General features: G+C 63.4%; 16 protein-coding genes. 2 read left to right on the forward strand and 14 right to left on the reverse strand.

From position 1 onward, the window contains the following. Window positions 1–3 precede the first annotated feature (3 nt). The 8 genes from tatB to H0482_RS01495 form a co-directional block, all read right to left on the reverse strand. The gene (gene tatB, locus H0482_RS01460) at window positions 4–669 is read right to left on the reverse strand and encodes a Sec-independent protein translocase protein TatB (RefSeq protein ID WP_193728254.1); all 666 of its coding nucleotides are present in this window, start codon (window positions 667–669) and stop codon (window positions 4–6) included. A 57-nt stretch (window positions 670–726) separates the two neighbouring features. After that, window positions 727–939: a twin-arginine translocase TatA/TatE family subunit gene (locus H0482_RS01465; protein ID WP_193728255.1), complete on the reverse strand. Its 213-nt coding sequence runs from the start codon at window positions 937–939 to the stop codon at window positions 727–729. Between the two features lie 59 nt (window positions 940–998). Then, window positions 999–2,108, reverse strand: a complete 1,110-nt coding sequence (locus tag H0482_RS01470) for an ABC transporter ATP-binding protein (protein WP_193728256.1) — start codon at window positions 2,106–2,108, stop codon at window positions 999–1,001. After that, on the reverse strand, window positions 2,108–2,776 hold the full coding sequence (gene scpB, locus H0482_RS01475) for an SMC-Scp complex subunit ScpB (RefSeq protein WP_330998164.1): 669 nt from the start codon (window positions 2,774–2,776) through the stop codon (window positions 2,108–2,110). The genes H0482_RS01470 and scpB overlap by 1 nt, the downstream gene beginning before the upstream one ends. Further along, window positions 2,773–3,561 carry a segregation and condensation protein A gene (locus H0482_RS01480; protein WP_193728257.1) on the reverse strand — a complete coding sequence of 263 codons (789 nt, stop codon included), beginning with the start codon at window positions 3,559–3,561 and terminating at the stop codon, window positions 2,773–2,775. Before H0482_RS01480 ends, scpB begins: the two co-directional genes overlap by 4 nt. A gap of 189 nt (window positions 3,562–3,750) precedes the next feature. Next, window positions 3,751–5,721, reverse strand: coding sequence for an SPOR domain-containing protein (locus H0482_RS01485; protein WP_193728258.1), 1,971 nt, complete (start codon window positions 5,719–5,721; stop codon window positions 3,751–3,753). A gap of 98 nt (window positions 5,722–5,819) precedes the next feature. Then, a complete protein-coding gene (gene argS, locus H0482_RS01490; RefSeq protein ID WP_193728259.1) occupies window positions 5,820–7,565 on the reverse strand; it encodes an arginine--tRNA ligase in 1,746 nt (581 codons plus the stop codon). Window positions 7,566–7,595: 30 nt separating this feature from the next. Then, a complete protein-coding gene (locus tag H0482_RS01495; protein WP_193728260.1) occupies window positions 7,596–8,786 on the reverse strand; it encodes a deoxyguanosinetriphosphate triphosphohydrolase in 1,191 nt (396 codons plus the stop codon). 84 nt (window positions 8,787–8,870) lie between these two features. Between H0482_RS01495 and H0482_RS01500 the strand changes: the two genes are divergently transcribed. Next, window positions 8,871–9,224, forward strand: coding sequence for a HesB/IscA family protein (locus H0482_RS01500; RefSeq protein WP_193728261.1), 354 nt, complete (start codon window positions 8,871–8,873; stop codon window positions 9,222–9,224). Between the two features lie 7 nt (window positions 9,225–9,231). Beyond that, window positions 9,232–10,011, forward strand: coding sequence for an exodeoxyribonuclease III (gene xth / locus H0482_RS01505; protein ID WP_193729056.1), 780 nt, complete (start codon window positions 9,232–9,234; stop codon window positions 10,009–10,011). Between the two features lie 287 nt (window positions 10,012–10,298). Here the strand turns inward: xth and H0482_RS01510 are convergent, their stop codons facing one another. From H0482_RS01510 to H0482_RS01535, 6 genes are all read right to left on the reverse strand, one after another. Continuing rightward, a complete protein-coding gene (locus H0482_RS01510; RefSeq protein ID WP_193728262.1) occupies window positions 10,299–11,102 on the reverse strand; it encodes a tetratricopeptide repeat protein in 804 nt (267 codons plus the stop codon). Window positions 11,103–11,727: 625 nt separating this feature from the next. Next, on the reverse strand, window positions 11,728–14,481 hold the full coding sequence (locus H0482_RS01515; RefSeq protein WP_193728263.1) for a valine--tRNA ligase: 2,754 nt from the start codon (window positions 14,479–14,481) through the stop codon (window positions 11,728–11,730). 181 nt (window positions 14,482–14,662) lie between these two features. Further along, window positions 14,663–15,460, reverse strand: coding sequence for a DUF2497 domain-containing protein (locus tag H0482_RS01520; RefSeq protein ID WP_193728264.1), 798 nt, complete (start codon window positions 15,458–15,460; stop codon window positions 14,663–14,665). Between the two features lie 186 nt (window positions 15,461–15,646). Beyond that, on the reverse strand, window positions 15,647–17,014 hold the full coding sequence (locus tag H0482_RS01525; protein ID WP_193728265.1) for a TolC family outer membrane protein: 1,368 nt from the start codon (window positions 17,012–17,014) through the stop codon (window positions 15,647–15,649). A gap of 302 nt (window positions 17,015–17,316) precedes the next feature. Beyond that, the gene (locus H0482_RS01530) at window positions 17,317–17,487 is read right to left on the reverse strand and encodes a hypothetical protein (protein WP_193728266.1); all 171 of its coding nucleotides are present in this window, start codon (window positions 17,485–17,487) and stop codon (window positions 17,317–17,319) included. Between the two features lie 162 nt (window positions 17,488–17,649). Then, window positions 17,650–18,303, reverse strand: coding sequence for an HD domain-containing protein (locus tag H0482_RS01535; RefSeq protein ID WP_193728267.1), 654 nt, complete (start codon window positions 18,301–18,303; stop codon window positions 17,650–17,652). Between the last annotated feature and the right edge of the window lie 12 nt (window positions 18,304–18,315).

Consider the following 18,315-nt stretch of genomic DNA (forward strand, 5'->3'; position numbering starts at 1 on the left):
GATTTAGCTCTTCTCGGCCGGTTCGGCAGGCTTCTTGCGCGGGGCGCGGGGCTTTTTCGGGGCGGCTGCAGCGTCCACGACCGGCTTGCTCGCGGCGGCGCCGGATTTGGCGCGCGGCTTCGGCGCCGGCTTGGCAGCAGCCGGCGCGGCATCGGCCTTGGCAGCGGGAGCGGCCCGCTTCACGGCAGGCTTGGCTGCCTTGGCTGTTGCTGCTTTTGGATTCACGGCCTTGGGAGCGGGCGCGGCAGCGGGCTGTTCCGGCGCAGCCTTGGGCTTGAAGCCATATTCGCTGGCCAGTTCAGTGCTGGTCTTGGCTGGCGACATGCCAGCCTTTTCCTTGATGGCGTCGGCGACGCTTTCCACCTTGGGATCGGTGGGCGCGAGCGCCCCGGACGGCTTCTGCTGCCCGTCCTTGCCGATGGCATTGAATTCCTTGCGGATTTCATCGGCGGTCTGCTTGAGCGGGTTGGTAATCGAATTGCGCAGGCTGCGCACTTCATCAAGCCCGGTCGTCTTGTTGATCTCGCGCTGGAAATCTCGGCCCATGCGCTGAATCTGCCCGACGACCTTGCCCACCTTGCTCATGACGACCGGCAGGTCCTTGGGGCCGATAAAGATCAGCGCCACGACGCCGATCACCATTATCTCTGTCCAGCCTAGGCCGAGCATGCGAAAAGTCTCCGATTGGCGGCAATGCCACCTTTAGTGGTGAAGGCGGGACGTCGATCAGGCGTCCTTGCTCTTGTCCACTTCGCGGGCATCGATCTCGGCACCGGCCTGAATACGCTCGGCGGGCTTGTCGTCGTCCTTCATGCCCTTCTGGAAGGCTTTGATGCCGGAGGCGACTTCACCCATCATGCCGGAAATCTTCCCGCGGCCGAAGAGCAGGATAACGACGACGGCGACAACGAGAATGCCCCAAATAGACGGCGCGTGCATAATAGTCTCCCTAGAACCCGGATGCGCTTGGAGCGCTATAGATAGACCGAGAAATAGGTTTAATCGCGCCCAAACACAAGAACGTGTTCCGGGTTGAGGACAAGGAAAATGTCCTGTCCCGGAGTCAAAGTGCCATTGGCGGGCTGGCGGACGCCGAGCGGCGCATCGAGCCCATCGATCTTGACCTCGAGCAGATCGACGCCGATGGCATCGCGCCTCGCCACGATTCGTCCAGGCGTTCCGGGGCTTTCGGCCCGCACCTGAACGCCCCCGACCGGGCGGATCGCCACCGTCACCGGCGTTCCATCGGCAAAGCCGGGCGCGGCCACCGGCCCGAGAGGGGTCTGGGCAATGCCGGAATGGACATGCGTTTCCACCTCGCCCAGCGGCGAAAGGAAGCGGGCCGCTGCCAGATCCACGGGCTGGCGATAAAGCTCTTTCGCCGTGCCGATCTGGGCGATGCAGCCATGGCGCAGCAGCGCCACGCGGTCGCCCATGATCATCGCTTCCTCGGGATCGTGGGTGACGACGAGGCTGGTCGCATTGGTTTCGCGCAGCACCGCCAGCGTCTCGTCGCGCACAGTTTCGCGCAGCCGCGCATCGAGGCTGGAAAACGGCTCGTCGAGCAAGAGCAGGCCCGGTCGCGGCGCGACGCTGCGGGCCAGAGCCAGGCGCTGCTGCTGCCCGCCCGACAATTGATGCGGGAAATCTTTCTCGCGCCCGGCCAGACCGACGCGGCGCAGCGCGGCGCGAGCCTGATCCAGCGCCGCGGCCCGGCCAAGACTTTTCAGCCCAAACAGCACATTCTGCAGCACCGTCAGATGCGGAAACAGCGCGTAGTCCTGAAACATGAGGCCAATACCACGCCGGTCGGGCGGGACGGTCCGGCCGGGCGCCGACATGACCTCGCCATTGATGCGCAGCGCCCCAGCGCTGACCGGCTGAATGCCCGCCGCCACCCGCAGCGCGGTGGATTTCCCCGACCCCGATTCCCCGAGGAGACACACGATTTCGCCGGGCCGGAGCGATAAATGCAGATGGTCGAGCACCGGACGATTGCCCAGTTCGACACAGACGCCGTCAAATTCCAGCGAAGCGGCGAAGGACACGCCCGCCGTACCCCGCATGCCCCAGTTCTGCACGTCGCCCGACTGCGCCCGCCCGGTCATCAATTCTCCTCGTCCGCGTCACCGTCGCCCGGATCTGAAGGATCGAGCGGGTCTTCGTCCTCGCGCAATTCGCCATCGAAAGGCAAGGGAATCTGCAAACCGGGCGGCAGGCGGCCGGAAAGCAGCCCGGCTCCCTTGAGTTCATCCAGACCCGGCAGGTCCGAAAGCCGTTCCAGGCCGAAATGATCGAGAAAGGCATCGGTCGTGCCATAGGTGACCGGGCGGCCGGGGCTGCGGCGGCGGCCGCGCATGCGCACCCAGCCCGCTTCCATCAGCAGGTCCAGCGTCCCCTTGCCGGTGGCAACGCCACGCACATCCTCGATTTCAGCCCGCGTGGCGGGCTGGTGATAGGCGATGATGGCGAGGGTTTCGAGCGCGGCGCGCGACAGCGGCCGTGTCTCCTGCTCCTCGCGGCGCAACAGGAATCCGAGGTCTTCGGCGGTGCGAAAGGCCCAGCCATCCCCCCGGCGGACCAGATTCACCCCCCTGCCCGCATAGTCGGCCTGCACGGCCCGCAGTAAGGCTTCGATGTCGGCGCCCTGTTCCAGATAGGGCGCAATGTCGCTGACGCGCAACGGCTCGGACGAAGCGAAGAGCAGCGCTTCGACAATGCGCAGGAGACGACGCAGAACCTCGCCCTGCTCCTCGATCGGCGCGGAATCGTTCACCTGTCCTCGCTCCTGCGGCGGCGCAGCAGCAAGGGTCCGAATGTCTCGGACTGGCGCATGTCGATCGAACCGAGCCGCACCAGTTCGAGGCTGGAGGCGAAGCTGGAGGCGCGCACCGTGGCGCGCTCGGCGGGTATTGCCAGATAATCGGCCAGATAGGTGTCCAACGGCACCCATTCCTGACTTTCCCCGATCAGCCGCTCCAGAATGTCGCGGGCATCCTGCAAGGACCAGACGGTGCGGACGAGCGGCGAATAATCGACATTGATGCCCCGTTCGCGCTGGGTCGAATAGGCCTTGAGCAGATCGAAAAGGCCGGCCTCCCAGAGCGAGCGGCGCGAAATTTGCAGCGGTTCGGGGGCGCCCCGCGCATAAATCTGAAACCCGAGGCGCGGCCGGTTCATCAATTTGTTGGCGGCGACCCGCATGGCTTCGAGGCGCTTGAGCCGGAATTGCAGCATGGCCGCCAGCATTTCCCCGCTCGGCTCGTCATCGCCTTGCGCCTGCGGCACCATGAGCCGGCTCTTGAGATAGGCGAGCCAGGCCGCCATGACCAGATAATCCGCCGCCACCTCGATCCGGCGCTCGCGCACATTGTCGATGAACGCCAGATATTGCTCGGCAAGCGCGAGGACGGAAATATTGGCGAGATCGACTTTCTGCCGCCGCGCCAGATCGAGCAGCAGATCGAGCGGGCCTTCATAGCCGCCGACATCGACGCGCAGAACCTCATCCGCCGGCACCGGCGGCGGCGTTTCGAACCAGTCGGTTTGTGCGCTCGTCATCAGGTTTTAGTGCCGGTGGACCTCATGGTCCATCCTTGGCCGCTGCTGCGGCCAGCGTCAAGGATCACCAATGTCACCTCCCGGTTTATCGGGGTGGTTCATTGGTTCGAAGGATGGATTGCCGGGACAAGCCCGGCAATGGCGATGATTGGTGGAGTGGGGCTGGATTTGGGCCAGCCCCAGAATTTTCTAAAGCAGCAGGCAATCGCCGCCGGCAGCGCGGATATTGTTGCAGATATTGGCGGCGGCATCGCGGGACGCGGCGGGGACCAGAACGCGATAGTAGATGCCGCGTTCGCCAAGATCGACACGCTGGATTTCCGGGCTCGAGCCGCTGAACAGCACGCCATAGCGGGTTGCCATGGACTGGGCCGATTGACGCGCCGCCTCCTCGCTGCGCTGGGACGCCAATTGCACATAGGCAGCAGCCCCGCCGGTCGTGGCGCTTATCGAAGGCGTGGCGGCGGCAGGCTGGGCGACAGGAGCGACCAACGCGCCATTGGCGGAAGCAGCGGGCACCGCCGCCGCGGCCAGAGCGCTCGCCGCGGCCTGCGCGAAATCAGCGGGACGGTCCATCGGAATTGTGACGCTGCGGCCGGCCAGCGCCGCGCCACTGGCATCGACGACCGGAACAACCGAGCCAGGCGACACCACGGCAACGGTCGGGACCGGAATGGAAGCGGCTGCAGGAGCGGAAGCGGCCGCCTGCTCGCCGCTGGCAATGGCGCTGGCGATCAGATCGGGCGTGGAGAAATCGGCACCCGGAACCTCGGGCACATTGGGCCGCTCGACAGGCAGGATGGACGAGCCAGCCATGCTGTCGGCGCCGCTGATAATGGTGCCGTCGGGGCGAACCGTTACTGTTCGGACCTTGCGGTTGACCAGGCCATCCACATTGGGATCGACACTGGTGCCGTCCTCGGAGATCAGCGTACCGCTATTGGCGATCGCCGCCTCGGACAAAGCGGCTTCGTCGGCCTGATCGCGCGGCACGATCTGTTCGTCCGCCGCATTGCCAGCGCCAGAAATTTCATTGAATACAACCGATTGCGAGCTGGTGGTCTCGGTTGGCGCGGGCACTTCCTTGACGACATTGTTGTCGGCCAGCAGCAGCGGCGCGGGTCCAGTGGGTGTGCTGCCCTGCCCAAGAACCCAGTAGAGGCCAAGCCCGGCCACACCCAACAGGCCGACGGCGACCAGCGGACCAACGACGGCACGGGAAAGCGCGAAGCCCCGGCGCGGGCGCGGCTCAACCAAATCCAGATCATCGGCAACGACATCGGCCGGCGCAGCGTGCGGCTCCACCCATTCAACGTGAGCGCCCGTCGCGGCGGCGGCGGCCAGAATGGCGTCATCCACAGAACCGGGTTCGGTATGCCGCGCCATGGGAGGAACCTCGGCGGGCGGCAAAGTCGGCGTCGCCAGGCTGCGCAGCGCCGGACTGGGAGAACGCACCTGTTCGACCTCGTCCTGCGCGCGCTGCACCACCGGTGCGAGCAGACGCTCAATATCGGTCAGCGCATCGCCCGGATCGCGTTCAGGAAACGGCGCCGCAACAGGGGCCGAATTCTCCTCAACCGGGTCCATTTCGACGGCATCCGGCTCGACGAAGGCGGCAATTGGCTCCGGCGCGGTTTCGCGCGCGGCGGGTGCGCCGAGACCGAAGACCGGCGGCACACCGAAATTATCCTCACCCCTGACGGGGCCATCGGCAACGGGAAGCGGCTCGGGCGGCGTCATGTCGCTGGCCAGTTCAGCCGCGATGAGATCGGCCAGACCATCGAAATCCAGCGCTTCGGAATCGGGGGAAGATGCTGCTGCTTTCATCGGTTCCGGCGTCAGCGCCGGCGCGACCGGCAGGACCGGAGCGGGCTTGCCCGCCAGCGTACTGGCCGGCCCAGCAGCGCGGTCAGAAAAATCGTTCAGCGAAAAATCGAAATTGAACGGGTCCGCCTCCGGCTTCCGCTCTGCAGGCGCACCGGGAATACGCACCGGCGCGGCGGCAGCGGGCGGCGTATCGGCGCCCGGAATGCGAACCGTTGGAGCAGGTTCGTTGGCAGCTTGCGGCGTACGTGCACTATGGTCGGAGCGCGCATCGTCGGCCATCAGCCTGGCGAGTTCGGCAATAAGATCGTCCGGTGCGTCAGTCTGTGCGGCCATTGATTGCGGTTTCGCCGACGTCATCTGGCAGCGCCCCTATTATTTGGATCGGCCCAGTCAAAGGCCGGCCCGCGAGTGTTCACACCAATGCGCCCGAATTATGAAAGCTCCTCTGGCGCAGTGACCCCCAGAATCCCCAAACCATTGCGGATCACCTGACGTACCGCATCGACAAGAGCGAGTCGAGCAAGCGTCAAATTCGCGTCCGAAAGGTTAACAAAGCGTAAATCATAATCATCCTTGCCCTTGGCCCAGAAGCCATGGAAAGCCGCCGCCAGGTCGTGAACATAGAATGCGACACGATGCGGCTCATGCGCGATGGCCGCCGCAGCGGCAATGCGCGGCCATGCGCCGAGGAGGCGGATCAGCTCGATATCAGCGGCGCTGGCGAGCCGTTCGACCTCCGCTCCGGCAAGGGCGGCGGGCGAAATATCGAGTTCGGGCATGTCGCGCGCCGCTGTGCGGAAGATCGAGCAGGCGCGGGCATGGGCATATTGGACATAGAAGACGGGATTGTCGCGGGTCTGCTCCTTGACCAGCGCGAAATCAAAATCCATGGACGCATCATTGCGCCGGAACAGCAGCATGAAACGGGTAGCGTCCGGCCCCACTTCCTCCACCACGTCGGCCAGCGTCACCAGATCGCCCGAGCGCTTGCTCATCTTGAACGGCTCGCCGTTCTTGAGCAGGCGGACGAGCTGGCAGATGCGCACGTCGATGTCGGCCTCTCCGTGGGAAACCGCCTTCACCGCCGCCTGCAGGCGCTTCACATAGCCGGAATGGTCGGCGCCCAGCACGTTGATCATGTGCTTGAAGCCGCGCAGATATTTGTTGCGGTGATAGGCGATGTCGGCGGCGAAATAGGTGTAGGAGCCGTCGGACTTGATCAGGGCGCGGTCGGTGTCGTCGCCATAATCCTGCGCCCGGAACAGGGTCTGCTCGCGGTCTTCCCAATCTTCGGGCGTCTTGCCCTTGGGCGCTTCGAGCCGGCCTTCATAGACCATGCCCTCCTCGCGCAGCCAGGCCAGCGTCTTTTCGATGTCGCCGCCGGGGCCATGCAATTGGCGCTCCGAGAAGAACACGTCGTGATGGATGTTGAGCTGGGCCAGATCGGCCTTGATCAGCACCATCATCACGCCGAGAGCCGCTTCGCGGGCGATCAGCACCGCTTCGTCCTCCGGCAGATCGAGCAGCGCCTCGCCATGTTCGGCGGCCAGCGCCTGCCCCACGGCGACGAGATAGTCACCGGGATAGAAGCCGGGCGGAATTTCGATGCTCTCGCCCAGCGCCTCGCGATAGCGCAACAGCGCCGAGCGACCGAGAATGATGGTCTGCCCGCCGGTATCGTTGATGTAATATTCGCGCGTCACGTCATAGCCCGACCAGGCCATGAGCGAGGCCAGGGCATCGCCGAAGACCGCGCCCCTCGTATGGCCGACATGCATGGGACCGGTGGGATTGGCAGAGACGAATTCGACGTTGACGCGCTCGCCCTTGCCGATATCGGAGCGGCCATAATTGTCGCCCTGCGCGCCCACAGCCTTCAGCACCTGATGCCAGATCTCGTTGGACAGCCGGAAATTGATGAAGCCGGGGCCGGCGACCTCCACGGATTCGACATCGGGCGCATGCGCGAAACGGCCGGCCAGCGCGACGGCCAGTTCACGCGGATTCTTGCCCAGCGGCTTGGCCACGACCATGGCGGCATTGGTGGACAGGTCGCCATGGGCTGGATCGCGCGGTGGCTCCACCACGACACGCGACAGCAGCGCCTCGTCAAGCTCCGGATGGTCGGCACGAAGGGCTTCGATGACCCGTGTGGTGAAGAGGGCGAAGATATCCATGACAAACCTGCGGAAAATGGTCGGGCCGGGTTAACGGAAATCCGGTCGAGCGTCAAACAGGCGCTGATAGGCGTCGAGCGCATATGGATCGGTCATCCCGGCGACGAAATCGGCGACGATGCGGGCCCGCGCCGCTCCATCGGCGCTCCGACCCGCCCTGCCCCAGGCCTCCGGCATGTCGGGCTCGGCCATGTAATGGGCAAAGAGCCGCTCCACCACCGCTTCGCTTTCCAGCACCGGCCCCATGACGCTTTCGTGCCGGTAGACCCGCGCGAACAGGAATTGCTTGAGCTGCTTTTCCGCCGCCGCCATCGAGGGTGAAAAGGTAACCAGCGTCTGACCGGCCATGCGCACATCCTCCACCGAGGCGACGCCGGACGCGGCAATCCTGGCGGCGCTCGTCGCAATGACGTCCTCCACCGCGCGCGTGATCATGCGGCGCTGCACTTCATGGGTCTGCCGCTGGACGGCAATATCGGGGTAGCGATCCAGCACCTCGGCCACGATCGGCCCCGCCATCGGGACATCGAGAAAATCTTCGAGCCCGACCAGTTCGGCCCGCAGGGCATCGTCGATGTCGTGGGCGTTGTAGGCGATGTCGTCGGCAATAGCCGCCACCTGCGCTTCAAGGCTGGCATGGCTGTCGAGGCGCAGATCGGCCGGGACGGGAATGACATCGAGCCCGGACGGCAGGCCCTCCTCCTCATAGCGGCCGAATGGCGCGCCTTTGGCATCGATCAACGGGCCATTGTGCTTGAGAATGCCTTCGAGGCTTTCCCAGGTCAGGTTGAGCCCATCATGCTCGGCATAGCGATTTTCCAGCAGGGTAACGACGCGCAGCGCCTGAACATTGTGATCGAACCCGCCGAAATCGGCCATCGCCCGGTGCAAGGCGCGTTCTCCGGCGTGGCCGAAAGGCGTGTGGCCCAGATCGTGGCTCAGCGCCACGGCTTCCGCCAGATCTTCGTTCAGTCCCAGTGCGCGGGCAATGGAACGGGCAATCTGGCTGACTTCGAGCGTGTGGGTCAGCCGATTGCGGAAATGGCGGCCTTCATGGGCCAGAAAGACCTGCGTCTTGTGCTGCAACCGACGAAAGGCGGTCGAATGAATGATGCGGTCGCGGTCGCGCTGAAATTCGTTGCGCGTCGGGCTGGGGCCGGTGCCGTAGAGCCGCCCGAGGGACAGGCCGGGCTTGCTGGCATAAGGGGCAGTCTCACTCATGTGTGTTCGCGGGCCTTTGCAATGGCGCTCCGAGCGCCTATCTTAGCTGCATTGTTATGACATTACGAATGTCCGGACCTTTCCATGACAGACGCTGCCCTTGCTGATCGCCCCGCCGTAACGCTTTCGGATCGCGCCGCCAAGCGCGTCTCGCGCATCGTGGCCAAGGAGGCGCCGGGAACAGTGCTGCGCGTGTCCGTGGCCGGGGGCGGCTGTTCGGGTTTCCAGTATGAATATAATCTGGTGCAGGAAACGGCCGGCGAGGACGATTTCGTGCTGCAAAAGGACGACGCCATCGTGCTGATCGATTCGCTGAGCCTGGAATTCATGGGCGGCGCGGAAATCGACTTCGTGGACGATCTGGTTGGCCAGTCCTTCCAGATCAAGAACCCCAACGCGGTCGCCTCCTGCGGCTGCGGCACCAGCTTCGCGGTCTGACATGACCCTGCGCATAGCCACCTGGAACATCAACGGAATCAAGGCCCGGATCGAGCTGCTGCTGCGCTGGCTCGAAGAGGAAAAGCCGGACATCGTCGGCTTGCAGGAAATAAAGTCCATCGACGAGGGCTTTCCGCGCGCCGAGATCGAGGCGTTGGGCTACAATATCGAGACCCACGGCCAGAAAAGCTGGAACGGGGTCGCCCTGCTCTCCAAAATCCCCTTCGATGAGGTGCATCGCGGCTTGCCCGGCGATGATGCCGACGAGCAGTCACGGCTGATCGAGGGTGTGTTTTCCGTCGATGGCGGGGTAGTGCGGGTCTGCAATATCTACCTGCCGAACGGTAACCCGGTGGATACGGAAAAATTCCCTTATAAACTGGCCTGGATGGATCGACTCAACCGCTTCGTCGCGGCGCGGCTGGAACTGGAGGAGCCGTTCGTCCTGATGGGCGATTTCAACCTCATCCCCGCCCCTATCGACGCCCACGATCCCGACGCCTGGTGGGGCGACGCGCTTTACCGGCCGGAAAGCCTCGAAAAATTCCGCATCCTCAGCCATCTCGGCATGACCGACGCCCTGCGTGCGGTCACGGCAGAACAGGCTTTCACCTTCTGGGATTTCCAGGCCGGCGCCTGGCGGCGCAATGCCGGCATCCGCATCGATCACCTGATGCTCTCGCCACAAGCCGCCGACCGGCTGGACGGGGTCAATGTGCATAAGGATGTACGCGGCTGGGACAGGCCCAGCGACCACGTGCCGGTGGAAGGGGTTTTCAGCCTGTAGAGGTTGCCGCGCGCCTGCGCCCGACCGACGCGACCATCAGAATGCCTGTGGCCCAGGCTATGGATTGCCCGGACGAGCCGGGCAATGACGATGACACGAGAGCGCGGAATGAATGTGTACGGCCAGAGTGCTTCTGAGCAGAGCCGGAGCGTTTCGGTCTGTCGCTGAAACCCAGTATCGGCCCCCCCTCCGCTCCACCGTCATTGCCCGGCTCATCCGGGCAATCCAGTTCGGCATCACTTATGGGCCGGAGGGCCTACCTGCTGGCGGAAAGAGCCGGAACGGGTTCAGAACTCGATGCCGACCTCATAGCTCATATTGGCCATGGCATGGGCTGCGGCACGGTCTTCCGGGCTGGCAATCGACACGGCGCGACTGAGCATTTCGTCCGCCACCGCCTGATCAGCGGTGCCGTGGCAGGTTTCGTGGGCGATGTTGAGCCACATCAACCCCTCGGCGGGACGCGGAGAATAGGATTCCATGCCGTTGAACAGCAAGTCGCCCAGCCCGGCCTGCGCCAGGCAATGCCCCTTGCTGGCGGCCGATTGCAGCCAGCGGGCGCTGAGCATCGGGCTGACACCAAGGCCATCCTCGCGCTGATAGAGCAGGCCGACGCGGTATTGCGCCTCGGCATCGCCAAAATAGCTTGCGGCATGCATCAGCAGGCGATGCGATTCCACCGGATCCTGTTGCACGCCGATCTCGGGCGCGCCCTCGCTGAAATAATCCCCCAGCTTGACGAAGGACCGGGCGACGATGTCGGCCTCGAGGCCCCGCGGCGCGGTATCGACATGCTGAATGGCGATCTGGGAATAATAGCCGAAGGCCTTGACCGGATCCTTGCTGACGCCCTCGCCATGTTCATACATGGAGCCCAATTGCCACAGAGCCAGCGGCCGCCCTGCCTCCGCGTCGCTTTCGAGGGCGGAAATGAAGGTGTCATTGGGCACGCCGACACTGTCCATGGAGGTGATGCCATCCATGGCGCGGGCCAAACCGGAGGCGGCATCGATGGCAGTCTGCGCCTGCGCCGGTGCGGTGGCGCAGACTGCCAGAAGCAGTGTGAAGACGGCATGGGACAGGGTCCGCATGATACTCCTTTCGCCCATGGGGCCATGGGCGGGCACAAATTGCAGCGGCCAGCAGGCTGGCTGCGCTATGGCGGCGGACCGGGCCGCCGGGCCGTTATTGATCGTCAATGACCTTGCCCCGAAGCTGAAAACGGGCAAAGCCAAGTCTGAACAAGAGGTAAACATGCTTTGTGGCCGCATTCGGCCAGCGCCATCACAAGCGCGCGCCTGACGGTCGGAAGTGGCTTTTCGGCCACATGTTGCAGTGCTTGCGATCCGCGTTCTTGCGTCCATGCTCACCACGTCAGGCGGACATTCATCCGCTATTCGTCCTGAAAATCCGGGGGAGTACGCGCCTTTCCATCCCGCGAATTGTTCGCAGGCCGGAACTGGCCGACATCCGCCCCCGAATGCCCAATCCTTGCAACACTTGAGGGCATGAGGATTGCGCCAGACGCCCCGGTATCGTTATCGACGAGTTGTTTACGGGCAGATTGTGGCGGGAAATATCGCCAAAAGGTTGCCGCCGGATGCAGCGGACCTGAATCCCAAACATTGTTGCGGAATCGTCACAGAAACAATGTAAGAAAAACGGCCCCCGGATCAAATCCGAGGGCCGAATGGAGATTGTGCTGCAAGCGAGCGATCAGCTTACATGCTTGAGCGCTGCCAGGATTTTCTCGCGTCGAGCCTGGGCGGCATCGCGGCGCGCCTTCTGCTCCTCGATCACTTCTTCAGGCGCCTTGGCGACGAATTGCTCATTGCCCAGCTTCTTGTCGATCTGGGCGATTTCGGCGTCGAGCTTGCCGACTTCCTTTTCAAGACGGATTTTCTCAGCCGAAAGATCGATCACGCCGGCCAGCGGCAGCGCATATGTGGCGTCGCCGACCACGAACTGCGCGGATTCACCGGGCACTTCATTGCGCGGCGTAATCTCTTCGAGACGCGCCAGGCGGGAAATCAGCGAGGTGCCGGCGACAAGCCGCGCCAAGGTCTGCTCCCCTGCCCCGGTCACCACCAATTGCAGCTTGGCGCTGGCTGGCACGTTCATCTCCGAGCGCACCGAGCGGATGTTGGAAATGACATCCACCAGCCAAGCCAGTTCGGCGTCGGCTTCCGCATCTTCGAGACCCGAAAGGTCGGGCCATTCGGCGAGCACGAGCATGCTCTCCCGCTTCGGGCCAAAAGCGCCGGTCTTTTCCCAAAGCTCCTCGGTCACGAAGGGCATCATGGGATGGAGCATGATCAGGATCTGGTCGAGCGCCCAGGCGGCAGTTGCGCGGGTTTCGGCCTTCGCCGCCTCGTCCTCGCCCATGAAGACCGGCTTGGCAAATTCCACGTACCAGTCGCAGAACGTGCCCCAGACGAAATCATAGGCACTGTTCGCCGCTTCGTTGAACTTGTAGTCCTCGATGCCGGAGCGCACGGCGGCAAGACCACGCGCCGTAGCCCCGACGATCCAGCGATTGAGCGGCAACCTGTTGGCGCGCGGGTCAAAACCCTCGACGCGGCGGGCCTCGTTCATCTCGAGGAAGCGCGCGGCGTTCCAGAGCTTGGTGACGAAGTTGCGATAGCCTTCGACGCGATTGATCGAAAGCTTGAGATCGCGGCCCTGCGCGGCCATGGCGGCCAGGGTGAAACGGGTGGCGTCGGCGCCATATTGATCGATGAGCTGTAGGGGATCGATGACGTTCCCCTTAGTCTTGCTCATCTTCTGGCCCTTCTCGTCGCGGACAAGGGCATGCATGTAAACGGTGTGGAACGGCTCCTCGTCGAGGAATTCCAGCCCCATCATCATCATCCGGGCCACCCAGAAGAAGATGATGTCGAAGCCAGTAACCAGCACGCTGGTGGGATAATAGCGCTTGAGTTCCGGCGTCTCGTCCGGCCAGCCCATCGTCGAGAACGGCCAGAGAGCGGAGGAAAACCAGGTGTCGAGCACGTCGGGATCGCGGGTCAGTTCGACCGGCTTGCCGTAATGCTTCTCGGCAGCCTGCCTTGCCTCGTCTTCGTCATAGGCGACGAACGCCTCGTTGTCCGGACCATACCAGGCCGGAATCTGGTGTCCCCACCAGAGCTGGCGGGAAATGCACCAGGGCTTGATGTTTTCCAGCCAGGCGAAATAGGTGTTCTCATATTGCTGCGGCACGAATTTGGTGCGGCCTTCGCGCACCGAAGCCATTGCCGGCTCGGCCAGCACATCGGCCTTGACCCACCATTGATCGGTGAGGAAGGGCTCAATGACGACGAGCTTGCTCTTCTCGTCGTGCGGCACCATGATTTTCTTGTCTTCGATATGGCTGAGACCGCGCAGCGGATCGGCCTCCGCCAAGGCCGCCAGGTCGGCGACGATGGCCTTGCGCGCCTCGAACCGGTCCAGCCCGCGATATTTCGCCGGCACGAAATCGGCGTCGATGATCGCCCCGCGCGTGGTGAAGACGTTGATCGGCTCGATGCCGGCGCGCGCACCCACTTCGAAGTCGTTGAAATCATGGGCCGGGGTGATCTTCACCGCACCCGTGCCCAGCGCCGGATCGGCATAGTCATCGGCGACGATGGGAATGCGGCGGCCGACCAGCGGCAATTCGACGAACTTGCCGACCAGATTGGCGTAGCGCTCATCCTCGGGATGGACGGCGACGGCGACGTCGCCCAGCATGGTTTCCGGGCGCGTCGTGGCGACGACGATATAGTCGCGCGTTTCCGTGCCGGTGACATTGCCCTCTTCGTCCTTGATGGGGAACTGGTAGGTTACGCCATCGGCCAGCGGATAGCGCAGATGCCACATATGGCCCTTGATCTCAATATTCTCGACTTCGAGGTCGGAAATCGCCGTTTCCAGTCCCGGATGCCAGTTCACCAGCCGCTTGGCCCGGTAAATCAGGCCACGCTTGTGCAATTCCACGAACACCTTGGTGACGGCGCGAACCATCTGGTCGTCCGGCTGGCCCGCAGCGCCCATGGTGAAGCGCTCACGCGAGAAGTCAGCCGAGGCACCGAGGCGCTTGAGCTGGTTCATGATGGTGCCGCCGCTCTCGGCCTTCCACTCCCAGACGCGCTCGATGAACTTTTCACGGCCAAGGCTGCGGCGGTCGATCTGCTGGGCGGCAAGCTGGCGCTCGACGATCATCTGCGTGGCGATGCCGGCATGGTCCATGCCCGGCTGCCAGAGCACGTCCTTCTTCAGCATGCGGTTGAAGCGGACGAGGATGTCCTGCACCGTATTGTTCAGCGCATGGCCGATATGCAGCGACCCGGTGACGTTGGGCGGCGGAATGACGATGGTGAACGGCTCGGCGCCGGGCTTGGCCCCTGCCCCCGCCTCAAATGCCCTGGCATCGACCCAGGCATCGAAAATGCGGCTTTCGACGGCGGACGGTTCATAAGTCTTTTCAAGCATCACGTCACTCGCAACAGCAGCGACCCGCCCGGTTGGACCGTGGCGGGTCGAAAAAAGGTTGGCAGACTTCAAGCAAATGCGCAGTGCGTGGTCAACAAAAACGCACATGCACGGGCCATTCGGACACCGCCCCCACTCTCATCTCGTCAGAGTAGAGCTTTAACGGTGGCGCGGTTCGTAATTATTCGCCGCGGGAAATGCGGGACAATTCCTTTTCCACCATGCGCTCGACCACCGATGGCAGGTTCTCGTCCAGCCATTCCTTGAGCATCGGGCGCAACATGTCGCGCATCATGGCCTCGATAGTGAGGCCCGGATTGCCGATTCCCAATGCGTTGAGCTTGCCGATGGAGGATCGCACTGCCGCCCGCGTGGCGGGCTCGAGCAGTTCTTCCGCCATATCCGAAGTCAGCGTCGGATCTGGAAGCGATGGTGCTTGTGCCAGCACCGGCTCCGGCTCGAATATCGGCTCTGGCTCGGGCTCAGGCTCGGGAATGAACTCGGGCACGGCGTCAACCAGGGCCATGATGTCCGGCTCGGGCTCAGGCTGCGGGGCAGGCACGGGCACGGCCTTGGGCTGCGGATCGGCCTTCAGCATGCGGCTGGGCAAGGGGTCGAAACTGGGCAGGCCATCGTCGGGCTCGAAGGTCACGTCCTCCGCCTCGACGAGACTTGGCGCCGAATGGTCTTCCGCAGTGTCGGCAAGAATGGAATCGAAGCTGAAGCCGGCGGCGCCGTCATCATCCTCGACAATCTGTGACGGCGACAGAGCCAGCGGCTCGATATCGTCCAGCATGTCGGACAGATCGCGTTCAGCCTGGCTGCCCAGCGGTTTGGCCGGAGCCGCCTGCATCGGCGGCTGGGCCGCCTGGAAAGCCGGCCGGCGCGGCGCCGCAGCCGCATCGTCATCGGCAATGATCTGCCGGATGGACGACAGGATTTCGTCCATGGACGGTTCTTTGGGAGCCGGCTTGTTCATCGATGCCTCTTACTCAATGCGCCCGACCGGACAGTGGCATCCGCATGCCTCATGCCCTGATTCGTAAACAATATCTTAGCGGCAAGCGGCGGTATTAGGAATCATCCCAAGGCCGAACAATTGCGTCTTCCACGAAAACTTGTGGCCGGGACGAGCTCGGCCACTGTGGCATCCGCTGAAATCGGCCTATTCGGCGATGGTGCGCAATTCCTGCCAAACGTCCTCGACCGCGTCGCGGTATGGCACCGCAGTCTTGACCTGCACCGGCAGGCCCAGCGAGGAGGCGGTCAACCGCCCGGTCGCGTTGAGCAGCGCGAAGGAGGCCAGCACCTTGTTGTTCGAGGCGGTGATCAGGCTTTCGCGCGCCGTGGTGAGATCGGCCTGCGCGTTGAGCACGTCCAGCGTGGTGCGCGTACCGAGGTCACGCTCCTGCACCACGCCATCCAAAACGGTATTGCTCGAAGCGACAGAGGCCTGGGCAGCATTGATCTGCGCATCGGCGCTCTGAACGCCGGTCCAGGCGGCGATGACCGCTTCCCGAACCTGGTCATAAGCGGACATGGCGTCCACCTCCGACTTGATCTGGCCGAGATTGGCCTGCCGGACTGCCGAGCCGGTGCGGCCGCCCGAATAAATGGGAATGCTGATGCGGAAGCCGACTTGCGCCGAAAGCCCGTCGGTCGGCGCGCCGGAAGGTCCGGTCCAGCTCGATCCCAGCGAGCCAGAAATACCCGCCGTGGGGCCGAACCCGGCCTGCGCGATATCGATCCCGGCCTGTGCGGCACGAATGCCGGCCTTGGCGAGCAGAATCCCCGGATGTCCCGCTTCAGCCTCGGCAAGCGCCGCATCGAGCGAGCGCGGAAAGACATTGCTGAAATTGTGACTGCGCGACAGGCTTTGCGGGCGCATGCCCACCAGCCGCTCGAAGGTGGCCTCGGCGCTTTGAATGCTCCCCAGGGAGGCCTGATAGGCGGCCTGAACCTGCGCCAGACGCGCCTGGGCCTGCGCAACGTCGATGCGAGTGCCCTCGCCCACATCGAGACGATCCTGGGCCGACTGCAACTGGGCCTGGAAGAAATTGATGTTTTCCTGGCGAAGCGCCAGCAATTCCCGCCCGCTCAGGACATTGAGATAGGCCTGAACGACCTGATAGAGCACAGTCTGCTCGGTGGTCCTGATCTGAAGTTCAGCGACCTCGGCTCCGGCTCGCGCCGCCTCGACCTGCGCCGCCGTTGCGCCGCTATCAAATATGTTCTGTCCATATTCGAGGCTCGTGTTCAAGGACGTCCGCCCCGGCGTCCAGCTGCCACCGATCAGGCTCGTGCCGTAGCCCCCGGAAACATTGGCCGAAACGTTCGGCATGAGACCGGATTTGGCCTGAACGATCCTTTCCGCCGCTGTCTTTGCGTCCAGAACCGCAGCCTGCAAATCTGGCGCGTGATCATAGGCGGCGGCGAGCGCCTGCGAAATGGATTGTGCATGGGCCGGCAATACCGAGCCGCAAGCGACGACAACGGCAAGAACGCTTGCCCCCAAAAACGCACGATACTTCATTTGCCGCCTCCAGACCCCACCACACTAACGTTCGCCAGATGGGGAGCACAACCAATCCGGGCAATCCCTACAAAACTTTAATCATATCTTCATGCCACGCCGTGGCCGCCACGCAACACAAAGGCAAACAAACGCCCTGTTCTCCACAGGCCCGGATGACCCAATGCCGCGCGCCATCCGACTATCAGCGCAAAAACCGCGTTTCCGCGCCACTTCGTCACGAAACCATATGCCGGTCGTGAATATGACGGCCTGACGAAATTGACAACCGGGAACGCGCATTTGCGACGATTTTGTCTCGACTAGCGTTCGGCGCGCTTGCCGCCCTTGGCTTTCCCGGCGTCCTTGCCGATCGGCTGTTCCTGTACCTTGCCATCGGGCCCGCGTCCCAGATCGTCGATATTGTCGTCCTTTTGCCTGCCCTCCCCGGTCTTTAGCGGTGCTGGCGTGGCTTGCTCCTTGCGGCTGGCCATGGTGCTCTCCTGTTGGTGGTAGAAGGAGCAACTTGCAGGCACGCAGGACGTTCCATGGCGGGCCGGTGCGGCCCGAATTGGACGAAGACGAAATGAATGAGGGCGGAACAGCAATTGCCGCTCCGCCCTCATTTCACATCAAAGACATACTAAAGCCTGGTGTCAGGCCACCTTTGCGGGCGGAAGCCAGGTATCGACGTCATCGAGCTGGTTGCCGGACTCGACGATTTTCCAGAAGCTGTGGTCGGCCCAACGAATGATGGTGTTCTCGAGCGAACGGGTAACCAGCTCGCCTTCGGCCGAATGGCCGCCCGCGATGTGCGCCACAGTCTCCGGCAGTTCCAGCGTCAGGCAGATATAGACGCCATAGCCCGGATGCCGAATGGACGGCATGCCCGTCGCCGACGGATCGGCGCGCCAGCGCTCGACGTTCTCGGGATCGAATTCCCACACCTTGCCGATGTCATGGCAGAGTCCACCGGCCAGCAGGATATCACGATCGTATTTGAAGCCTGGGAACAGCTTGTCGAGTTCTTCGGCCATGCCGAGCGCCATCCGCGCCACGGAGCGGATGTGGTCGGCCTGGGTGCCGGTACGCAGCGGCATGGAATCGTAATTGCCGGAGGGCTTCAGTTCGCCAAGCTTGCGAAAGCCGCTTGCAGCCAGGGCCGCAGCCCAGGCATTGAGCACCTTGGTGCGCAGCTCGACATTCTCGATCCAGCCGATTTCCGGCATTTCATCGAGCACGGACTGACGCATGGGCTCGGTGATGGTGACCGTCTTGCCACGCAGGCGAACGGTTAGGTCTTCGGACATTCAGTAACTCCA

It is taken from the genome of Devosia faecipullorum, from assembly GCF_015158295.1.
Classification (GTDB): domain Bacteria; phylum Pseudomonadota; class Alphaproteobacteria; order Rhizobiales; family Devosiaceae; genus Devosia; species Devosia faecipullorum.